This window comes from Halomonas sp. AOP13-D3-9 (assembly GCF_052379125.1).
Classification (GTDB): domain Bacteria; phylum Pseudomonadota; class Gammaproteobacteria; order Pseudomonadales; family Halomonadaceae; genus Vreelandella.
Map to the genome: position 1 here is coordinate 32,011 of NZ_JBQSYH010000020.1, position 20,747 is coordinate 52,757.

The window sequence follows — 20,747 nt, forward strand, 5'->3', positions numbered from 1 at the left end:
AGATATGACTGTATGGTTGCCACGAACACAATGAGCTTTATCTCTGAGCTAGGCCAGCTCCTTGTTCAGCTTGGCCCAATCGGTTAAAAACAACCCGGCAAGTTCATAACTAATGTGTATTTACTCTTCTGGGGGTATGGGAACCGCAAGTAAAAAAAGCGCGCTGACACCCCAGTTCGGATCTCCCTATAAGGCATAGTTACTAAACACCTTAAGCTCCCGCTCGTGATACGGAACGTTTGGCAATGCCTTTCTCAGGTATTGGATATTTTCGTCAAAATTATGCGGCTGACAATAAATGGTGCTATAAAAAAAAGTCTCTATTCCATCTCGTGAATATCAGTAAAACGTAAGCCAATTAAATTCCGCTTACGCCAAGCTACAATTTCCTCGGCTTCCATCCATTCTATTTCTTTATGTTGACTTTTATTATGCTTCGTCTGTTGCGACCCCATCATCCCTGCCATCAGCCCCATCCCCAATGGCCCAATACCCGCAATCACCAGAGAAGGATCCATCAAAATCAGCACACCCACGATGGGCAATAAAATAATCGCAGACCATTTCAGGAAAGAAGCCGCCGCAACCTCTTGTGGTTTCCATGAATACTCCTCAGCCAACGTTTCGGTAAAACGGTAGACGAGGATGGTGGAGTGATGGGTTATGCTCATTGAAAGCAATATGAGTATCAGGAACATCCCCCCCCAACTACCAAGGAAACAGGAAGGGCTCCCTCAGCAAGGGAAGCAATATGGAAACCGAAATAGCCACCACCAAGACTAATGAGGGCCATTACGATTAAAGAAAAATTAGATCCTGAAGTATCATAATTACGCGCTCTAATTTGCCATGCCATGACCGCTGGTTCATCACCATGCTTCCAGGGTATTTCGGGAATATAGTCCTGCTTGGGTTGAATAAACCACATACCTGTATCCTTACTCTTCTGGGGTTATGGGAACCATGAGTGCAAAACGGGTGGGCGCGCTAACTCCTTGACCATTCTTACTATTAGGTTCGCGCGTATCCCAATAACCAAACAGGCATACTTAAAAATGCAGTGTTTTATAGTATGTCGACTTTCCCTTCTTCATACTCCGCATCAGGTAGGTGTGCTTTAAAACATTGAATACGCTCATCCAATTCATCTTCATGGCAGTAAATAAAGTGAGTCCGTGGCCTATAGTAGGAGTTCTTGCTGAAAGGCTTCCATTGGTAGGTCAGCGCAATAATGCTGCGTTTCCGCCATACCTTGATATGCTCGGTTTTCTCCCACGTCCACTCTTCATGTCGACTATTACTCTGCTTCGCCTGTTGCGACCCCATGATCCACGCCATCAGCCCCATCCCCAATGGCCCAATACCCGCAATTACCAGGGAAGGATCCATTAAAATCAGCACGCCCACGATGGGCAGCAGAATAATCGCAGACCATTTCAGGAAAGAGGCCGCCGAAGCCTCTTGTGGCTTCCATGAATACTCCTCAGCCAACGTTTCGGTAAAACGGTAGACAATAATGGTGGTGCTATGGGTTATACTCATGAAAAGCAATATAAATAACAGGGCAATCCCTGCCCCCATTAATATTGAAACAAGGAGTGTTCCCTCAGCAAGGGAACCAACATAGAATCCGAAATAGGCTCCACCAAGACTAATGAGCGCTATTACAATTAAAGAAAAATTAGACCCAGAAGTATCATAATTACGCGCCCTAATTTGCCAGCTCATTACGGCAGGCTCATCGACATGCTTCCAGGGTATTTCAGGAATATAGTCCTGCTTGGGTTGAATAAACCACATATATGAATCCTTACTCTTTGGAAGCCATGAAAACCGCAAGTAAAAAATGGGTGGGAGCGCTGACTCACTGCTCTCTTCAAAATTAGTCCCTGAGCGTCACGATCATAGGCATATCTATGCACAAAGAATATTCATAAAAGAAATTTTTCTTCTACAATCTCAACATTTGGCAGCCTAGCTTTAAAGAAATTTAAAACCTCTTAACGTTCACCTTTTCGACAATAAACTTCTCTAATGCCGTCCGGCTCTACTTCATGAGCATCTGGATGATACCAAGGTATATTAAGCCCAATAATGTCTCTTCCTGGATAAAGATAAATTTTATCGGTATCACGCCAATCAAGCGGGTGATGTCGACTATTACTCTGCTTCGCCTGTTGCGACCCCATTACCCACGCCATCAGCCCCATCCCTAATGGCCCAATACCCGCAATCACCAAGGAAGGATCCATTAAAATCAGTACGCCCACGATGGGCAGCAAAATAATCGCAGACCATTTCAGGAAAGAGGCCGCCGCAGCCTCTTGCGGTTTCCATGAATACTCCTCAGCCAACGTTTCGGTAAAGCGGTAAACAATAATAGTGGTATTATGGGTTACGCTCATGAAAATCAACATGAGCAACAGGAACAGCCCCCCTCCCAGTAAAAATGAGCCTAACAATGATTGTACGAGTAAGGACATTACATATCCCCCCCCAAAGGCAATGAGTGACATTGGAATTAAAGCAAGGTTATCCGGAGTGGTGTTGTAATTACGCGCTCTAATTTGCCATGCAATGACCGCTGGCTCATCCGCATGCTTCCAGGGTATTTCGGGAATATAGTCCTGCTTGGGTTGAATAAACCACATACATGCAACCTTATTTTATCATGAGAACTATAAGCTCAAAACGAATAGGCGAACTGGCCCGCTGGCGCTCTTCACAAATCAGCCCTTATAAGCGTTGCGAGTATTGGAATATTCAGGCACAAAACGTATTCATAAAAAAAACTTTTCTTCCACAACATCAATTTCTGACAGCCTGGTCGTAAAGAAATTTAAAACTTCTTCTCGCTCACCCTTCTTGCAATAAATTTGTCTAACACCTCTAGGCATCATCTTATCTAAATCGGGGCTATACCAAGGTATATTTAAACCAATAATTTCTCTTCCTGGATAAAGGTAGATTTTATCGGTTTTGCGCCAATCAAGGGGATGATGTTCATTCTCACTTTTCTTAGCCCCCATAATCCCTGCCATCAGCCCCATCCCCAATGGCCCAATACCCGCAATCACCAACGAAGGATCCATTAAAATCAGCACGCCCACGATGGGCAGCAGAATAATCGCAGACCATTTCAGGAAAGAGGCCGCCGCAGCTTCTTGTGGCTTCCATGAATACTCCTCAGCCAACGTTTCGGTAAAACGGTAGACAATAATGGTGGTGCTATGGGTTATACTCATGAGAATCAAGATGAGCAGCAGGAACATCCCCCCCCCTAGTAAAAATGAGCCTAACAATGATTGTGCAAATAAGGACATTACATACCCCCCCCCCAAAGCAATGAGTAACATTAGAATTAAAAAAAGATTAGCAGAAGATGTATTGTAATTACGCGCCCTAATTTGCCAGCTCATTACGGCAGGCTCATCAGCATGCTTCCAGGGTATTTCGGGAATATAGTCCTGCTTGGGTTGAATAAACCACATACCTGTATCCTTACTCTTCTGAGGTTATGGGAACTACGAGTGCAAAACGGGCAGGCGCGCTGAGGCCCTGGCTCTCATCGCTATTGGGTTCGATCACTTTTTTTCCTGCGGCAGCGTTGGGCTTGTAAAAGGTGAAACTTAAGTGGTTTTCGCTTGATAGCAACGTTTCGGCATAGTCCACTGTAAGGATGAAAGTTGCATTTTTTGCTTGCTCACTGGCCGGTATCCAGGCCTGCCAGATTCGCACATCGTTTGGGTTATATTCTGCGTCAGCGGGTAACGCTGCGCCACGCTCCACTTGTTGAGAAGGGCTCTGCTCGAAGCTATCGCCCGGTGCCCAGAATCCGCCTCCGACGATCTCGGAGATTCTGACGGTGTCGCCCGCTAACGAAGCGGGAAACGCAATTTGCACCCAGAAACCTTCATGAGCATAGTTAATTTTCACCCCAACCGAGGTGCTATGGGATGCGCCGAGGTCGACGTCCCCCTTCACGGCAGTTAACCTAACGGAAGGTTGTAGCAGAATTTCCATCAACGCCTGCCACTCACTATTTTCGCCTTCGTCAGTCGCATCCCACTGATACTCTCCATTGCCCCAGGTGCTGGTATATAGCCAGCCGCGTATCCCTTCACGGTTATAGCGGGCGGCGAAATGTGAGGCGATCAGGTGAATAACACCCGCCGCAAACAGAATGCCCGAGACCCAGCCCCCAAGTATCCAGGCGAAAGCATTTGACCCAGCCCTAAGTGCGCCTATCATTTGAGCACTGGCTGTAAAAGCCATAGATATTCCTGCACCTGCTTTTACCAAGAGCGCTGTGCGCTCACTATCACTTGTCGCCTCTCCATAGTCACTTAGGCTATTCCACGTATCGAGCCCTGCAGAGATTGCCCCAATAGCCGACAAACCCGCCACACGGGTGGCTAATTTGGCCGCTAACCGAGCAGTTTGATTTAGCCCCTCCCCTGACCATTGAGTAATACCGGCCTTTGCTACTTCGGTCATTTTCGTTGACAGCATGACTTTCTGCTTGGCGTGCTTGCTCCAAAACGGCATGACCCATAGGCTCATTGTGGCGCCAGCGGCGAAACTGGCGGTCGTCGCCAGATTCCGCGCTTCCTCTCCATCAATGCCTTCTTGGTTAGCGGTGCGTACCGCTTCCTGAAAGTTGTAGAGGTTCAGCCCCGCAATTAACAGTGGCAAGCCACCCCCCATTCGCTCGACGAACCCCGTAAGATGTCGACGAGCCGCTCTCACGCCGCCCATGATTTTTAAGCGGTGTATTTCGCGCTGTTCGTAAAAGCCGACGGAGGCAAGATTGTTCGCACGCGCCTGATTGCCCGAATTACTACGGTCGAGAGTATCGTCCGCACCGCTGACACGCCTGGGCTCGTCGTAGGCATGCTCGTAGCGTTGTTGTTCCAGCCGTTTCATTTCAGCGACATTTCGTTGCCGCTTTGCGGCACGAATGTCTCTGGTCAGCTTCCAGGACTTTTCCCGCCATTCCCGGTGCTTAGCCTCATACTCAAGGTCAAGCACCAGTTGTGATGAGGTAACATCCGGATGGACAAGAACGACCATAAGGGGATGCAATAGTGCTTTAGTTGCTTTTGCCACAGACACTTGGCCTCTGGCACTTAAGGAAGGTAGAAAGTGGTAGGCGGTACTTTCCCAAGCTTTTTGTGTTGGCCCGTTTACCCCCACGCGCAAAGTATCAAATGCCTCTTTTACATGCGGTGCCAGGGCTTTATAGGCGGGATGACTCTGCACCTTTTCGTACTTGAGGATACCGCGAAATGCACTGATCCGCGCAGCCACGCTTGCAGCGCCAATGCCATTATCGGCGGGTTCTCCATCTTCCGTACCTTGTTCAAGAAAATGTTGTGCAATGGTTTCAAGAGCCTCGGCCAAGGCGGGGTCAAGGTTACTCATCGCAAAACCAATCAATGAGCCGCTCGCTTGATAGGTGTCATTCAACCAAGCACGGCCAGTCTGCGTAGCGCCAAGGGCTTCAATCACCATGCAACTAAATTCATGAATAGCCTGATTTTGCTTGGCATCAACGGTATCGAAACACAGCTCTTGGGCCGACAGTGGCAAGCGTTCAAGCCAAATAATCAGATCCGCTAGACTGTTTTCGATATGCGTCTGCAGCCGCTCTAGCTGTGGCACTTTTTCGGTCAGAAAAGCAATGGCCTCATCCAGCCTGACATCCAAGCGAGGAAGCTCTTTGCCATGCCATTCTTCATACTGCTCGCTATTACGATTGGGTGGGTGGGGCATGCCTAATTCGATTAGCTCTTCTCGAATCTGTGTTACGCGCCTTTGCCTAGCGATCAATGTATGATCAGAACCGTTCTCTGCCCTTTTCATTGCATCGAGCAGTTCACCAGTTTTAACGGTTATTTCTCGATAGCGCTCAGGGTCTTGGCGCACTTCATCACTAATCAGGTTATCGATATCGATCAGGCACAGGGATTTGACGACCTGCGCGGTCTCAAGCTTATGCCCGTGTTCATCCAGGAAGGCCTCAAGCTCTATTTCTCGACCAACAAGCGCCATGGCCAAGTCGTTAACAATCCCTAAATTGTCATCCAAGGCCACAAAAAGCGCTTCGTCGTGATGCTCGACGCCCGCCAGCACGCTGTCCTGAGTGATTTCAGGCTTTACCGCAAGCAGTTCATAGGCACTCTCACCCCCGCCCTCTTCTTCGCTACTTACCGGTTCCGCTTCCCGTTCAACAGTCGATACGGTGGTGGCCGTAAAACCATCAACGGCACCGTTGGGCGTAATATCGGCGACATGCTCCGCGAGCTGGGTTAAAGGCCCTACATGGGCAGAGAATGAGGTGCCGTCAGCCGTGGCGTTCAGCGCCGCCATCAGGTTTACCGGGCGCATCAGGCGCTGGCGCGCGTCGGCGTTTTCGAGCATGTGTTCGCGAATGCGATCGGTCCATTGCACCGATGAGTAGGCTAGCGCGATAGAAGCGCGCGTCGAGTACGTAAGATGAGGCGCACCACTGAAGGTCGCCCCTTCAACGCGGTATTCGTCGAGCCGCTGTTCACCCTCTTCTTCCACCCACACGTAAATCCAGCCATCACGCAGTTGGCGCAATGTATAACGGCGGGTTTCGATATCAGGATAGTCCGGTGCCTGCCCAGCAATCGGGTGAGGCGCCGAAGCGCCTGCTTCAGCGGGCGCTTCATCAATGGCATAGCGGACGGGGAAAAGGGCGACGTCGATGAGTAAGGGGCACATGCCTGTGCCAAAGGGGGTTTCATCGAACTGGGCATCGCGAGCTTGGGCCTGTGCATCCGTGTTAGCCATGGAAGACCTCGTCGGTGAAAGGTGATGCGGGATGAAGCGTCATGTCAGCAGTCTCCGCCGCTGGCGTTCGGCTCCACGCGTCTAGTTCATAAAGCTGCTCTTGTCTTGAGAGCAACGCTGGTGTGGGGTCTTGGGCAAGCCAGCGGGCATACAAGCCGTCGCTTGCGGCCATGAATCCCTCGCCCCAGCGCAGGCTTAAGCCGAGCCAAATAGCGAGCTGGCGTTCCGTACTGGCTCCCCACGCAATGGCATCGTCTAAGCGTTCGTCAAGCCATCGACCACGCCCCTCAGTCGGAAGACATTGCCACGCCTCGGCCGCATGCTCGCTAAAGTAATCCGTCAGGCGCTCCTTGAGCTGCCAGCGGGTCACCGCCTCAAGGGCCGCAAACTGGTCACGCCCCATCGGTGGGAACGTATCTGACGGCACTGTCGTCGTAGGCGCGTCACTGGGCTGAGACTGAAATGCCTGCCATTTGACGGGGCGTGGTTTGGCCCAGTTAGGCGCCCAGTCCGCCACCCACCACGTCTCAATAGGCCCCATGAGAGCTGCCGAGAGGGCATTCCCATAGCTGCTCAACCAGTGCCTGGTGACCAGGGGGTCAGCGAAACGCAGTAGTTGCTCCTGCCCGCCTTCCCCGTTAAAGGTCACCAACCGACAAAGGTGCTGGCTCAATTCACCCGTGCTTGCTTGACTGCTCAGTAATGACAGCGCGCGATACCACTCTTCGTCGCGATCGTCCGCCTCATCTACGAAGCCATTACGTTTAAGGCGCACCAGAATAGGCCCCTGATCGGCTAACGATGACCAGCGTGTCATCAGGTAGAGGGGCTCGATTTCATCGACGTCATTGCGGCTATACAAGCGTTGGAGCGCATTGGGGTAACGAACGCCATCCACCAATGCATGCGTCATCCCCTGTGGTCGTTCCATCTAGCGTGTTCCCTGGCCCGGATCTTCACAAATCTCACAGCTTGGCGGTGCCTTCAGCAACGTTTTAAGCTGGGCGGGCCGATTGACAGGCGCAACGGCCTGGTGGCTCTCTGTCTCTGCTTCCTCAGGCAACCGCGGCCCCTGCGCGGACTGACCACTACCACTGCCGGGACTCCCACCAGAGTTAATCTTGACCTGCGGGCCAACAATAGTGACGCCGCTGGGGTCGATTTTCAGGAAGCTGCCGCCTGCTTTTAGGGTGATTTCCGCGCCTGCTTCGATCACCACCTTCATGCCTGCTTTGTGATGAATCTCTTGCCTTGCTTCCAGTAACTGCGCCTGACCGACTTTCTCATGGCGGGTGCCGTCGATCATCAAGTGGTCGTCGCCATCTACTTGGGTGTGGCGGTTGTTATGTACGGTGTGGTGATCGTCGTTGTCGATCTCGCTGATGCGGTCGTTGTGCACCTTGAGGTGACTGTCGTTGCGGATCTCTTCGGTGCGGTCGTTAAGGGTTAATAGCTCTAAATCTTTCTGGGCGTGGAGCCAAATCTGCTCTTCGCCTGCTTGGTCTTCAAAGCGCAGTTCGTTAAAGCCTTCGGCCTTGTGGCTTTGGGTGCGGATAACCGTGCGAGTTTTGTGTTCCGGTAGAGGGTAAGGCGCGGTATTGACCGCGTGGTAGGTGCGCCCGGTGACCAGCGGTTGATCGGGGTCACCTTCTAAAAACGAGATAATCACTTCATGGCCGATACGCGGAATGGCGATACTGCCGTAGCCACCGCCTGCCCAGCCTTGGGCGACCCTAACCCAGCAACTGGCGGTATCATTAGGCTCTGCATAGCGATCCCACGGGAACTGGACTTTGACCCGGCCGTGTTCGTCGCAGTGAATCTCTTCGCCTTCGGGGCCGACGACAAAGGCCACTTGGGGCCCATCGACCCGGGGTTTAGGGTTGGCGGTGGCGCGCCAAGGGGCGTCGCCGGGAATCAGCGTGACCTGGTTGTGGTAGCGTGTCATCCCGTTAGCATCGCCCTGGGTCATACCATCTTCTTCCAGCGCCTGGGGCTGCTCGCCGAAGTGATGTACTTCAATGGCTTGCCAGTCGCGATTCAGGCTATCGCTGTCATGATCCATTAACGTAAAACGCAGGCCGGGGGCCAGTTCGGGGAGGTCGCTTTCGGCGCTGGCGGTAATCGCTTCACGGCGCAGTTGTTCCAGGCGAATACGGGTAAACGGTTTGCCGGAGGCGTCCTGCTTGTAGCGGCCAGGGTAGTCGTAGTGCTCATAGTCAGTTTGCTGTCCATGAGCTTCTACATCGCGACCCAGATGGTCATGCAACTGCGCATAAGCGGGGTTTTTAAAGCTGTAGTCTTTTAGCGTGGCGGACGCGGTCGCCACACGGGCAGTATGGCTGAGTTTGCGCACATGGCGGCTGGGGGCGGTGCCGCCTGCGCGGCTGTGGTAAGTGCGTTCGCCGAGGTTGGTCAGTACCTGCGGGTCATCGGCGAAGATCAGCCGATGGCTACCCTTTGCAAATTCATGGAAGTAGAACAGTCCCTCTTCGGCGGCCAGGCGCTCGATAAAGGTGAGGTCGGTTTCACGGTACTGGACGCAGTACTCACGCTCGGCTAGGTCGCGGTTTACCGCAAATCCAACATCGGTAATACCCCGCTCATCGCACAGGGTATTAATGATGGAGAGCGGATCGACCTTTTGGAAAATACGCGAGTTCTGACGCAGCGAAAGCCGCCAGAGCGCTGGGCGCAGCACCAGCGAGTAGAAGGTACGGCGATGGCCGCGGTCGCCCTGGCCAAATTCGCTAACGATACCGTGCACTCGGCGCAGCGGTTCGCCATCCTGCCAGATAGTCAGTTCTGCCTCACGATCCAGCAGCTCCGCGGCGTCCAGGCTACCATCACGGCTGGCCAGATTGAGCACCAGCTCAAAGGGTTGGGAAAGCGCCTCGCGATGAGTGAAGTCGATCACCGCGATATCCTCAACACCGGGGAGTGTTAACGTGAATTGTAGCCCCGTGGTCATATCAACTTCCCTCCCCTGAACCAGACCCAATCACTACACCGCCGCAATCCACCGAGTGGCCCGTCAGTGCTGCCGGTTTGCCGTCGATTAAAATAGTGCTTGAACCCTGCGCGATGGCACGCGGGTGCGGCGAATGCTTGGGTTTATCATGCGGCGCCAGGGGGTCTCCCACGCGGGCGACCGGCTTGCCGTCCATCATCACCGTGCCGCTGCCTGCCGTGACCGGTGTCGCTGGAAAACCATCGTGGTCGGTGCCCATATCACCTACTAATACAAACTTCTGACCCATTGTGCATACTCCTTTATTGCGGTTCCGCTTACTCATCCCACCTATTCATCCCACTTGGCGGGCGCTTCATAGCTGGCAACATCAAAAGCGTCTACGAATTGACGGCTAAAACCTGCCGCTTCGAGACTATCAATTGCCGAGTGGCAAGCGAGTGGCAGGCGTGTTTGCAGCGGTACGCCATTAAGGCTACGGCGCACCGCCATCAGCAGCCGTGTGCCGTGACCACTGCCTTTCCACTCCTGACCGATGTAGAAAAAGCGCAGTTGCCAAGCCGCTTCATCATCTGGCCGACAGGCGAGCACCATGCCAAGCGGCGGCCCTTCCCCATGGCGTAGGGCCAATAAACGTCCCTGCCAGTGGGCTACCTGCCCCTCTTCCCGCTGCAGCCACAGGCCGCGATGAACGGTGAATTCCAGCGCCCGGCGCAGGGTTTCCAGCACACTGCTGTCACGGAGTACCCAAGGAGAGTGCCCCTTAGCGTCGGCCCGGTAGACGGCCTCGATAAAACTATCGATATCCTCTTCGCGTGCGTCTTCTAATGGACGAGAACGTTTTGCTCCGTGTCGCCTCTGGCGAGCAGAGGGCTGGGGCGAGCCCGGACTAAACAGGCGCTTAAGTTTGGTCAGCATTGCCACCTCGTTCCGCGTAGAGTGCTGACGGTAGTTGGAAACCCTCAACCAATGGCCGCGTAAAGGGATTCGGCGCCCCATCGGCAAACAGGCGATAGCGCATCGTGCCGCCGTCTACGTTGAAGCGCAGCTCCAGCTCTCGTTCACTAATACTGGTGATATCGGCCTGTTCCAATAACCGGAACCACGCCCAGGGGCCATCTTGGCTAACGCTGCGTGGAGAGCGATTAATCTCACTGGGTACCATGGTGACGCGGCTTTCCGTTCCGCCGCGCAGCGTATTCGGCCAAATCATCGAAACACGCTGACTAGCACTGTGAGCATATTCGATCAGTTGGCCATCCACGCTGACCACACTGCGTCGCTTATCGGGGCTTAGGCTGATGGGCTCCAGGGCGAACTCTACGTCCAGCGCGCCATCGCGGCTAAAGTAGGCGCGACGGATCTGTTCAGCCTGCTGTATGGCCGTGTGCAGGCTATCGCGCAGCAGTGAATTACCCTCGGCATCCACTAAGTACTCCGGGGCACCTTCAATAAAGGGCTTTAAGCTCTCTTCATAAAAGGCATCTAACGTACCTTCTGGGGCAAAAAAGTCTTCAAAGTCGCTCAGCGCCACTTCACGGCTGGCATTGGGGGCGAGCGGATAACGTCCTGCCAAGCGCTCTTGATAAGGCGCTACGACATCGTCCAGCCAGCGGTGCTCCAAGTGGCGCGTTGCACTCGCCATCATCAGTTGCCAGCTCTGATCGGCCAAGTCGTGCAACATGCTGCCTACCGGCTCGGGGGTGTTGTCAGCAATGCGCTGTAGGTTATAGATCGGGTCATCACCGCGTAGCGAGAGCCGGTCTCGCACATTGATGAAAGCAGCAAGGCCGGCATCGCTCGACTCTTCAATCTCAAGCAAGTAGTCACGCAACGCCGTTACCGCGGTCTTGATCTCCTCCAGTGATGAGGGATTGTCGTTACGCTCCTGGCTGAGCTGATTAATCGGCGTGAAGGGCTGCTCAATGGCTAACGCAAGCTGGTAACGCTGTGACTGTTGCAGCGCTTTCCGGGCCTGCTCATCATCAACGGGTAGTTCAGGATAAAGGCTGGTATTGAGCTCAACGGCTGCCAATAGCCGATCAAGCGGGCGCTGTGCCCCCACCAGGGCGTCAGCCACCACGATGGCTTGATGGATATCCGGCAGGGGAACTAGTTGGGTATCGCGCAAGGCATCACGCCAGCTGACATGGTAGTCACTGACATAATGTTCGCGCAGCGCCGTTTGCAACTGCTGCTTATCGGCCTCACTAAAGTTGATATTATCACGCTGCCCCAGTACCCACACATCAATCAATGCCAGCTCTGTGGCCCGTTCCAGCTCTTGTAAAAAGTAGTTTTCAAAGCCATCTCGGGTAACCAGGTGGGGCAGACGAACATGCTCAGGGTCATCGTTTCGCGCCATAAACACGGTGTCAAACAAGGTGCCCACACTACGGCGTAAATCCAACGGTTCACCCTGGCGGTCACCGGCGGCTTTTAAGGCAGCGTATACACGCTCATCAATGGGTTGCCGCGAAAGCTCTTCCTGAGCTGCGTTCAAGCTGCCGCGCAGTGGCGCCATCGCCTGGGCGGGTCGCTGTTGCCCTTCTGCAATATGTCCCTCTATATCACTATGCGCCAAGGCATAGTCCAGATGGGTTAAGAGTCGCTCCTGAACCTCGCCCTGCTGAGGAAAGTAGCCTTGCCAGCGCTGGGCCATAAAGCGTTCTACCCGCTCTGGTTGACGACCGCTGGCGTCCGACATCATGCGCAGCACACGCAGCAGCGCCAGTTTCTCGTTGCTACCCTCTTCGGCGCGATTCATATCGTCCATAATGCCGATCATCAAGGCGGGCAGGAATTGATGCTCAAGCATGGCGAGGTAAGCGCGCTCAATCTGAGCACCAATGATATGGCCCTGATACAACCCCATATCCGCAAGGTAAGGCGTGTGCGTGCGGTATTCGGAGAACGTCTCCAGCGCATAACGCAGCCTATCTAACGGCTCTAAAAACTCATAGCCACTGGGGTCATCACTCTGAAACGCCTCGGGCTGGGTGGCTAAAAACGTTTCTGCACGCTCTTCGACGGCGGCCAGAGAGACGCTGTTCTTTTGATAGAAGTGTGCCCAGCCTCCCACCAAGCCTATGCCCATCATCAAGCACGCGGCTAAGCTGATATTGCGGGCACGGCGACGACGCTGGGTAACTCTGGCGTTATCACCTGCCAGCCCTGCTTCAGGGTAAATGACTTTCTCAAATAATTCTTCGGTGAAGTAGAGCGCGCTGCGGGTAGCGCGATGAGCAGGCTGAACGCTGTCATCCATGCCATAACGTCGGGCAGCGGCATCGACAAAGGGATCTTCGGGAACGCCTTGCTGATACACGGACGTAAAGTAAGCACCGCGAACCATCGCAGCAGTCGAGAAGCGGTCACTCGATAATGCCTCGGTCAAGAAGCCGAACAGCACATCGCGTAGCCCTGCCAACTGACGCACGAAACGGAACACAGACTCACGCTCTTCGCGGTCACGGCATTCCGACAACATCGTCGGCAATAGCTGATTCAAACGCGCCAGCATGGCGTCGTAGTCAGCTTCAAACTCCGACTCCCACTTACCTGGGGTCTCCATCGAGGCCGGGGTAAAAGTAAACCCCAGCGGCGCACGGCGGGCCTCGCGGGAGTAGTGACGAAAGAAGTCATCAAAGCCGTGCAATAAATCCATTTTGCTAAACGTCACGTAAACCGGCAGCCGGGTACCGTGGCGCTCCATCAACTCTCGCAAGCGGCTGCGTAGCAGCGCCGCATAGCCCTTACGTACCGCCACTTGGGCATGGCTCAAACGGGCGAGATCCAGCACCAGCACCACGCCATCCAGCGGGCGCTGGGCGCGATTGCGCTCTAACCAATCAACAAAGTGATCCCACAGTCTGCTCTGCAACGCTTGGGGCTCGCCCCCCTCCATAGCGCCTTGTGTCAGCAGCTCTCCATCAGGGTCGATCAACACCGCTTTATCGCCAATCCACCAGTCAAAGCCGAGCTGTCCTTGCTTGCTGCTTTGACCAGACGCCTTCATGACGTGGGTAAGCGCGAAGTTTTGGCCCGAGCGATTAATCAAGCTGGTTTTGCCCGCGTTCTCTACCCCCATGACCAAGTACCAGGGCAGGCGATAGCGGCTACTATTACCGCCGCCCAGGCTCTCGGTAATTTCACTCAATACACTGTTCAGCGAGGCTTCCTGACGCTCGACTTGCGACATAATAGGATCTTGCTGGCGTGCGTCCTCTTGCTGCCGCTCTTCATCCAGCGCCCGAAGGCGCCGTGCTAAGCGTACCCCCCATACCACGGCGATCACGGTGACCACCACCAGCGTGGCTAACATGCGATTGGTTAACGGCGCGAGCGGCATGACACCACGCACTTCCCAGCCAGGCCCCAGCCACCAAATCGCGATCAGTAGCGCTATGAGCAGTACTGCCCATAGCAGCGTTGAAAGCCGTAATAGCCCTTTGGCCTTATTGCCATGCGCCTGGGCACGATTTTGAGCTGATTGTGCCCGCGACATGCCTGGTACCCAGCGGCTTAGCTTTGATTTTAATGTTGACCACATTAGCCTTTGTCCCTCGTCCCTTTAATGATGAACATTATGAGTGCGTCTCTTTAACCGCTGCTTTAAGGCGTGATACCAGCGCAGGCTCCCAGTGCTCTAATGCCAGCTCGGTCACGCTCTGATGCAGGGTGTGGTAGTGCTGCTGCGCGAGGCTTTCTAGCCCGGTCTCGTGCAATAGGTCGGCACTGGCTAAACGCCAATAAGTGCTTTCACGCGGTGAGCGAGCAGAACTCAAGCCTTGATCGAGCACTTTTAGCGCGGCACCAATGTCGCCACTCTCCGCCGCGTCGCGAGCCTCCTCGAGACCCACCTGCCACGCATCGCTGCCATTACCAGCGGCTCCACTGCCCCCTGATGCGCTGTTATATAGCCAACGTTGGGTTTCATCGTCGACAAACTTGGTTCCGTTGTTGAATGCCAGGGCGTCGATACCAGGAAGCCGTTCGACAAAACGTTGCGCTTCATCACGAATCGCCTCCGCACAGCGTGGATGGCCAAGCTGTTTGGCAAGGCCCGCACTTAGTCGGTGCCCTTCCAGCCAGTAAGGGCTTACCGCTAAGCTGTTTTCGATCCGTTGCCAGAGTTCGCCGTCGCCACCTCGCGCAAGTGCTTCACGGTAGTCGGCAATACGGTCTGCCGACACCGGGGCTAACTCTGTTTTACCCTCCCCTTTAGCCGCTGGTAGTGCCTGTATTGCCCCCCAGACTGCGTAGCGACGAAGCCGATAGGTAAGCGGTTCCCCCGGTGACTGTTCGCTCAAAAAATCGGCCATTTTGAGCAGTGCCTGGCGATTAGAGCGTTCGTTTCCCGCCTCTAAACGCAGCTCTGGCGCTTTTGCGGGCGCTTGGTCTGAAGCGAATGCAGAGGCCGCTTGAGGAGTATCATGGCTACCGGAGGTTTGGGGTCGCTCTTGCTGTTGAGCAGCGTTACTACCGCTCACTGAAGAGGCCGACTGGGTCGGGCGCTTAGCCTCTAGTTGACGGCTGAGTTCACCCAACGCGTCTGCGGGTAATGCGTCCTGCTCTACTCGCGCCTGTAGCTCAGTCAGTGCGGTTTGGCAGGCCTCGTACTCATCTTCAGCGTTATGAAAATCAAGCCCGGCGGCAAGCTTCACACTACGCTGGGTAAATTGCTGAAATAGCCGCGGGCGCAGCTTGGCCCCACGCGGGCCATTAAAGGGGTAGGCATGCTCCCACCAGGGCTGCTCCAATGCGCGCCTTAGTAAGCGCAGTGAGAGCGCAAAGCGCACTCCGTTACCATCGTGCTGCAAGCAGTGCAGTAAATGGCCTAACACTTTCAAGTCTTTGCCACGCTGACTAAACATTTGAATAGCCAGTGTTTCAGCGGTTTCCCAGGCGACGCTAGCGTGCTGCAACGAACCGACTTTCATCATTTCAGCATCGAGTGCCAGGTAGTCGTTCGACTCTTCGAGCGGTTCACCCACCGGCTGGTCATGTTGGTTACCGGCCAGCGGTGCCAATAATGGGTCAAGATGAGCTTCAGCTGTAATACGCATAGTGTTCTCCCTTACCAACGACACGCTTCGCGTAGCGGCTGAATGAGTTGGCGGAGATCGGTAATATCAAAACGCAGCCCATCTAAACTCGGCACATCGCTACTAATAGAGACGTCATTGGCCCCCAGCAGTTGGCGAAGCGTTTCAATGGCGGGCAACCCCCGGCCGCCATTGATGACATGACCGCCGTCACGCACCCGCCACTGCTGATTTACGTTGGCGCTATGGGTGCGAAGCTGCAAATCAACACGGGCATTGTCGATAGGCTCTGGCAAATGCAGTTGAAAGCGGGTGATCTGCTTTTCACACGCCATCACCATAATGGGACGTGGCGGTGTAGTTCCCAACGCAGGGACGCTCATCAACACATCATCCCCCTCGTGTTGAACGATGACGCCTAAATCATCGCCATCGCGCCCCCTCTCCTGGCGTTCAATGGCGTACCATAAAATGGGCAGCTCTCGCTCATCAGCCGATGAGGTCGCTGTTTTAAATACGTCGTCATAACAGCTCAAACGCTCTAATCGAGAGGGCTCATCAGCGCATGCCAAAGCGTTCTCAAGCATTGCTTGGTGCTCGTCTGCTAAAGCATCCGAACTCCCCAAAACAGCGATGATAAGCAGCCCCCAGTATGACCACTGGCGGATTTGTAACGTCACTCTCATTTGGTATCCAGTTCTAGCAGCTGACATTTATGGGCCAGTGTTCGCTTAGGTAAGCCAAGGCTTGCGGCGGCTTGGGCGCGATTGCCGCCAAAATGCATTAACCGTTGGCGGATGATGGCGGTTTCAACATCACGAAGCGCTTGGCGCAAGTCATCGATATCATTTGGCAAAGGGAACGGCGTGCTACTTACCGGCGAATTGGGTGCCGTTTGAGCGTCGCTCTCTTGCTCCCCGGGTATGACATAGGCATCAATATCCGCCCCCTGAGGCGTCATGGCGCAGGCGTAGTCGATCAGGTTTTTTAACTCACGAACATTACCCGGGTAGTCACGCTGCTTGAGTAAGCGCAGTGCCGACGGTGTAATGCCCATATCATCACGCGCTTCACGTGCGCAAAAGTCGGCAATGAACGATTGCGCCAACTGGGCAATGTCATCGCGCCGCTCTGCAAGCGGTGGCAGGGTGAGCGGAAATTGGCCCAGTCGGTAGTAGAGGTCAGCACGAAAGTGCTGCGCACGAATATGCTCGCGAAGCGGCTGATGGGTAGCGGCCACTAAACGTAAATCCGCGCAGCGCTCTTCGCTGGCGCCTAGCGGACGGTAACGGCCACTCTCCAACACTCTGAGCAGCTTGGCTTGTAGCGCTAGCGGCATATCACCAATTTCATCCAGAAACAGCGTACCGCCGTCAGCTTGACTGATAAGCCCTTCCTGGGCTTGGTCTGCGCCCGAGAACGCCCCTTTGGCATGGCCAAACAGCTCGGATTCAAGCAACGCTTCGGGAATAGCGGCGCAGTTAATGGCCATAAAAGGGCCTTTTGCACGCCCTGAGAGCTGATGGAGCGCACGCGCCACCCGATCCTTCCCGGTGCCCGTTTCCCCTTGCAATAACACCGCCAGGTTGGTTTCCGCCGCCCGCACCACTTGGCGACGTAGCGCTTGCATGGCGGTAGAGTCTCCCAGTAGCTCCTGCGCTAACTGGTCGGCCAACGCCTGCCGACGGGCACCATCGTTAAGCTTGACTAGCGAATCTCGTAGTGCCCGCGACCGGTGCCGTTCGCCCTGTTCCCGCGACAAACGCGCCCATAACCGGCATAGCAATTCCTCAAACGCCGCCATACCGGGATCATCGTCCAGGGTGCTCATGAAGCTTCCTTCACCCACCATCAACAGCACACCCAGCCACTCTTTCTCACCATCCTGGGCACGCAGCGGTCTTATTTGAAGGCGCTTCTTTGTGGCCAATTGAGCAATCTGGTCTTGAAACCCAGCATGATCCAAGCGCGTACGGGCATCACCCACGCTTAATGTGAGCGCTTTACCACTGCGGATCACATGGGCATAGGGGTGGCTAAAGTCGCTGCAATCAAACTGCACGGCATCACCATCACGCCCCAGCCAACGGCCACTCCCCTCTACATAGAGGCACTCAGCGCACTCAAGTCCTAACCCCTCGCACAGCACCTGGGCTGTGCGTTTGCGCAATGCTTCTGAGCTACCGCTCTCCACCAGGGTTAATGCGATAGGCATAGCGGCTAGCGGCGAAGCTGAGCACGAAGCATTTTCGGCGCAGGTGTTGAGGGCTTGAAGCATCATGGTGTCACACCACCTCCGCAGTAAAGACGCCGCTATCGCCCTCAGTGCCCAGCACTACCCGGCTAACTGTTTCACGCCGCGCCATACGTTCGAGCAGCGCACGGGAAAGCGGCGGCAGCAGCTCACCGTCAATGACCGACTCGAGCATACGGGCGCCGTTTTCACTCCGCGTCGCCCGCTGACAAATTGCCTCGGCCAGGCTGTCATCCAGCACCACTTCGGCCTGGCGATGGCGCCCGCGGATGCGTGTTGCCAGGGTATCCAGCTTGGCCTTCACGATGTCGCGCAGGGTATCGCCGTCCAGCGGCAAGTAAGGCACCACTTCCATACGCGCCAATAGCGCTGGCTTGAAGAACTCAGCCAGCACCGGATAGAGCGCGGCGTCCAACGCCGCTGGGTCATTGCAGTAGCTGACAATCGCTTCGTAGCCCAGGTTGGAGGTCAGGAAGAACAGCACGTTTTTGCAATCAATCACGCGCCCTTCGCCATCCGCCAATTCGCCTTTATCAAACGCTTGATAGAAGAGGTTGAGCACATCGGGGTGGGCTTTTTCGACTTCATCCAGCAGCACCACCGAATAGGGGCGCTGACGGATCGCTTCGGTCAGTAGCCCACCTTCACCAAACCCGACATACCCCGGCGGTGAGCCGATCAGGCGTGAAACCGTATGCTTTTCTTGGTATTCCGACATATTGATCGTGGTGAGAAACTGACGGCCGCCATACAACTGGTCGGCAATTTGCACCACGGTTTCGGTTTTACCAACGCCGCTGGGGCCCACCAATAGAAACGCGCCCAATGGCCGCCCTGGGCGACGTAGATCAGCACGGGCGGTTAATAGATGGCGGTGGATACGCTCAATCGCACTGCTCTGCCCCTGGATGAGCGCATCCAGATGCGTGGGCAATTCGGTGAGTCGCGTTAGCTCGTCGCTGGTCATGCGCTCAACCGGTACGCCGGTCCAGTCGCCAATCACCTGGGCGATCTGGGCTTCTTCAACGCTGGGATTGACCAGGGCAAATGTCTCTTGCAGTTGGGCCAGCTGCAGCTCACGTTCGGCGAGCGCTTGATGAACCCCCTCGGGAAGTTGATCCACGGCATCGGCATCCGTTGCTTCCAGCAGTTGGCGATGTAGCGTCACAATGGCATCGACACACTCCCGCTGCGCTTGCCAGGCGGCTTCCAGGCTTGCCAGCTCTTCTTCCAGCTTGGCTAAGCGTTCGGTTAAGTCGTGGTGGAGCTCACTATCGGGTTCGCGCCCTAACAGTCGCTCACGTTCAACCTGATCGCGCTCGCGCAGCGCGGCGATATGTTCACTCTGAAGATGACTGAGCTTACGGGGTGGAGTATCCAGGGCTTGCGCCAGCCGGGTACAGGCGGTGTCCAGCACATCAATGGCTTTATCGGGCAATTGCCGACCGGCCAAATAACGGGCAGAAAGCGCGGCGGCGGCACGCAGGCCGCTATCGCCAATCAGCACACCGTGGGCACGTTCATACACATCGCGCAAGCCGCGTAGAATCACCAGCGCCTGCTCAACGCTTGGCTCTGAGAGCGCAATGGGCTGGAAGCGCCGCGACAGCGCCGGGTCTTTTTCGAAGTACTTTTTGTACTCCCGCCAGGTGGTGGCGGCGATAGTGCGTAGTTCACCCCGCGCCAGGGCAGGTTTGAGCAAGTTGGCCGCATCGCCGCCCCCTTCCTGATTGCCCGCACCGATCAGCGTATGCGCTTCATCGATGAACAGCAGCGTGGGGCGTGGCGCGTTTTTGACTTCATCGATCACCGCTTTCAGGCGTTTTTCAAATTCGCCTTTCACCGCAGCACCGGCTTGGAGTGCGCCTAGATCAAGGGTAAGCAGCTCAACATCTGCCAGCGCCGTGGGCACTTGGCCGGCCACAATACGGGCGGCTAAACCTTCTACTACGGCACTTTTACCCACTCCCGCATCGCCAATCACGATGGGGTTGTTTTTGCGCCGACGCCCCAGGATATCGAGCATTTGATCGATTTCCGGGTCACGCCCGAGTACGGGGTCAAGCTCACCATTGCGGGCTTGCTCAGTCAACGAGGTGGCAAAACGTGCCAGCGCACTGTCATCGCCCGCGGCATGGAGAGCTTGGCGTTGGCTAGTCCCCGCACCATCCCGGGGTGCTTCCGCTGAATCGGCTGTTAAGCGCTCTAAGTGACGGCGCACATTTTCGCGATTCATATCTTCCAGTAACGCCACGCTCTTCGGCCCCAAGTAGCGTGGGGCGTTGTGCAGTAGCGCGGTGAAAAGCACGCCGCTGCGTAGCGCTTGATGACCGTACTCGGTGGTTGCCAGCAACCAGGCATCCTGGAGCAGCTCGACTAATAGCGGTGAAAAGCTGGGTGTCGATACCTCAAGATCACGCGGTGGGCGACTCTCTTCAGCTATTTTTGCGCGCAGTTCCTCGACATCAATATCAAGCGTTTCCAGCAGCAGGCGCACATCACACAGCGGCTGATCGACCAGCGCCAACAGCAGGTGCCCGGTGGTCACCTCGGGAGCTTGCTGTTCGGCGCACAATACGGCCGCCTGCTCCAGACCCTGGCGAGCAATTTCATTTAGTCGACTAATAAGCGCCGGTAGCTCTACCCTGAGCATGGG

15 protein-coding genes are annotated in these 20,747 nt (G+C 55.1%); all 15 read right to left on the reverse strand.

Annotated features, from left to right (window positions below):
* Positions 1-320: 320 nt before the first annotated feature.
* Positions 321-698 (reverse strand): hypothetical protein, encoded by a 378-nt coding sequence (locus tag ACT3UM_RS19890; RefSeq protein WP_498901743.1) that lies wholly within the window; start codon positions 696-698, stop codon positions 321-323.
* Positions 689-928: a hypothetical protein gene (locus tag ACT3UM_RS19895; protein WP_498901745.1), complete on the reverse strand. Its 240-nt coding sequence runs from the start codon at positions 926-928 to the stop codon at positions 689-691. Before ACT3UM_RS19895 ends, ACT3UM_RS19890 begins: the two co-directional genes overlap by 10 nt.
* A gap of 137 nt (positions 929-1,065) precedes the next feature.
* Entirely contained in the window at positions 1,066-1,800 is a 735-nt protein-coding gene (locus tag ACT3UM_RS19900) for a hypothetical protein (RefSeq protein ID WP_498901747.1), read from the reverse strand.
* A gap of 200 nt (positions 1,801-2,000) precedes the next feature.
* Positions 2,001-2,651 carry a hypothetical protein gene (locus ACT3UM_RS19905; protein WP_498901749.1) on the reverse strand — a complete coding sequence of 217 codons (651 nt, stop codon included), beginning with the start codon at positions 2,649-2,651 and terminating at the stop codon, positions 2,001-2,003.
* A gap of 129 nt (positions 2,652-2,780) precedes the next feature.
* Positions 2,781-3,491 carry a hypothetical protein gene (locus tag ACT3UM_RS19910; RefSeq protein WP_498901751.1) on the reverse strand — a complete coding sequence of 237 codons (711 nt, stop codon included), beginning with the start codon at positions 3,489-3,491 and terminating at the stop codon, positions 2,781-2,783.
* 10 nt (positions 3,492-3,501) lie between these two features.
* Positions 3,502-6,819 carry a T6SS effector BTH_I2691 family protein gene (locus tag ACT3UM_RS19915; RefSeq protein WP_498901753.1) on the reverse strand — a complete coding sequence of 1,106 codons (3,318 nt, stop codon included), beginning with the start codon at positions 6,817-6,819 and terminating at the stop codon, positions 3,502-3,504.
* Positions 6,812-7,750 (reverse strand): DUF4123 domain-containing protein, encoded by a 939-nt coding sequence (locus ACT3UM_RS19920; protein ID WP_498901755.1) that lies wholly within the window; start codon positions 7,748-7,750, stop codon positions 6,812-6,814. Before ACT3UM_RS19920 ends, ACT3UM_RS19915 begins: the two co-directional genes overlap by 8 nt.
* The gene (locus ACT3UM_RS19925; RefSeq protein ID WP_498901757.1) at positions 7,751-9,790 is read right to left on the reverse strand and encodes a type VI secretion system Vgr family protein; all 2,040 of its coding nucleotides are present in this window, start codon (positions 9,788-9,790) and stop codon (positions 7,751-7,753) included. It lies immediately after the preceding gene.
* Between the two features lies 1 nt (position 9,791).
* Positions 9,792-10,079, reverse strand: a complete 288-nt coding sequence (locus ACT3UM_RS19930; protein ID WP_498901759.1) for a type VI secretion system PAAR protein — start codon at positions 10,077-10,079, stop codon at positions 9,792-9,794.
* A 41-nt stretch (positions 10,080-10,120) separates the two neighbouring features.
* The gene (locus tag ACT3UM_RS19935) at positions 10,121-10,708 is read right to left on the reverse strand and encodes a hypothetical protein (RefSeq protein WP_035580441.1); all 588 of its coding nucleotides are present in this window, start codon (positions 10,706-10,708) and stop codon (positions 10,121-10,123) included.
* Positions 10,692-14,342 (reverse strand): type VI secretion system membrane subunit TssM, encoded by a 3,651-nt coding sequence (gene tssM / locus ACT3UM_RS19940; RefSeq protein WP_498901762.1) that lies wholly within the window; start codon positions 14,340-14,342, stop codon positions 10,692-10,694. The genes ACT3UM_RS19935 and tssM overlap by 17 nt, the downstream gene beginning before the upstream one ends.
* Positions 14,343-14,376: 34 nt before the next feature.
* A complete protein-coding gene (tssA, locus tag ACT3UM_RS19945; RefSeq protein ID WP_498901764.1) occupies positions 14,377-15,858 on the reverse strand; it encodes a type VI secretion system protein TssA in 1,482 nt (493 codons plus the stop codon).
* 11 nt (positions 15,859-15,869) lie between these two features.
* Entirely contained in the window at positions 15,870-16,523 is a 654-nt protein-coding gene (vasI, locus tag ACT3UM_RS19950; RefSeq protein WP_498901766.1) for a type VI secretion system-associated protein VasI, read from the reverse strand.
* Positions 16,520-18,118 (reverse strand): sigma-54 interaction domain-containing protein, encoded by a 1,599-nt coding sequence (locus ACT3UM_RS19955; RefSeq protein WP_498901768.1) that lies wholly within the window; start codon positions 18,116-18,118, stop codon positions 16,520-16,522. Before ACT3UM_RS19955 ends, vasI begins: the two co-directional genes overlap by 4 nt.
* Positions 18,119-18,122: 4 nt before the next feature.
* The gene (tssH, locus tag ACT3UM_RS19960) at positions 18,123-20,744 is read right to left on the reverse strand and encodes a type VI secretion system ATPase TssH (protein ID WP_498901770.1); all 2,622 of its coding nucleotides are present in this window, start codon (positions 20,742-20,744) and stop codon (positions 18,123-18,125) included.
* Between the last annotated feature and the right edge of the window lie 3 nt (positions 20,745-20,747).

Coding starts and splice junctions, on each gene's coding strand:
- ACT3UM_RS19890 (WP_498901743.1), bottom strand. CDS start 698: ATGTTCCTGATACTCATATTGCTTTCAATGAGCATAACCCATCACTCC.
- ACT3UM_RS19895 (WP_498901745.1), bottom strand. CDS start 928: ATGTGGTTTATTCAACCCAAGCAGGACTATATTCCCGAAATACCCTGG.
- ACT3UM_RS19900 (WP_498901747.1), bottom strand. CDS start 1,800: ATGTGGTTTATTCAACCCAAGCAGGACTATATTCCTGAAATACCCTGG.
- ACT3UM_RS19905 (WP_498901749.1), bottom strand. CDS start 2,651: ATGTGGTTTATTCAACCCAAGCAGGACTATATTCCCGAAATACCCTGG.
- ACT3UM_RS19910 (WP_498901751.1), bottom strand. CDS start 3,491: ATGTGGTTTATTCAACCCAAGCAGGACTATATTCCCGAAATACCCTGG.
- ACT3UM_RS19915 (WP_498901753.1), bottom strand. CDS start 6,819: ATGGCTAACACGGATGCACAGGCCCAAGCTCGCGATGCCCAGTTCGAT.
- ACT3UM_RS19920 (WP_498901755.1), bottom strand. CDS start 7,750: ATGGAACGACCACAGGGGATGACGCATGCATTGGTGGATGGCGTTCGT.
- ACT3UM_RS19925 (WP_498901757.1), bottom strand. CDS start 9,790: ATGACCACGGGGCTACAATTCACGTTAACACTCCCCGGTGTTGAGGAT.
- ACT3UM_RS19930 (WP_498901759.1), bottom strand. CDS start 10,079: ATGGGTCAGAAGTTTGTATTAGTAGGTGATATGGGCACCGACCACGAT.
- ACT3UM_RS19935 (WP_035580441.1), bottom strand. CDS start 10,708: ATGCTGACCAAACTTAAGCGCCTGTTTAGTCCGGGCTCGCCCCAGCCC.
- tssM (WP_498901762.1), bottom strand. CDS start 14,342: ATGTGGTCAACATTAAAATCAAAGCTAAGCCGCTGGGTACCAGGCATG.
- tssA (WP_498901764.1), bottom strand. CDS start 15,858: ATGCGTATTACAGCTGAAGCTCATCTTGACCCATTATTGGCACCGCTG.
- vasI (WP_498901766.1), bottom strand. CDS start 16,523: ATGAGAGTGACGTTACAAATCCGCCAGTGGTCATACTGGGGGCTGCTT.
- ACT3UM_RS19955 (WP_498901768.1), bottom strand. CDS start 18,118: ATGATGCTTCAAGCCCTCAACACCTGCGCCGAAAATGCTTCGTGCTCA.
- tssH (WP_498901770.1), bottom strand. CDS start 20,744: ATGCTCAGGGTAGAGCTACCGGCGCTTATTAGTCGACTAAATGAAATT.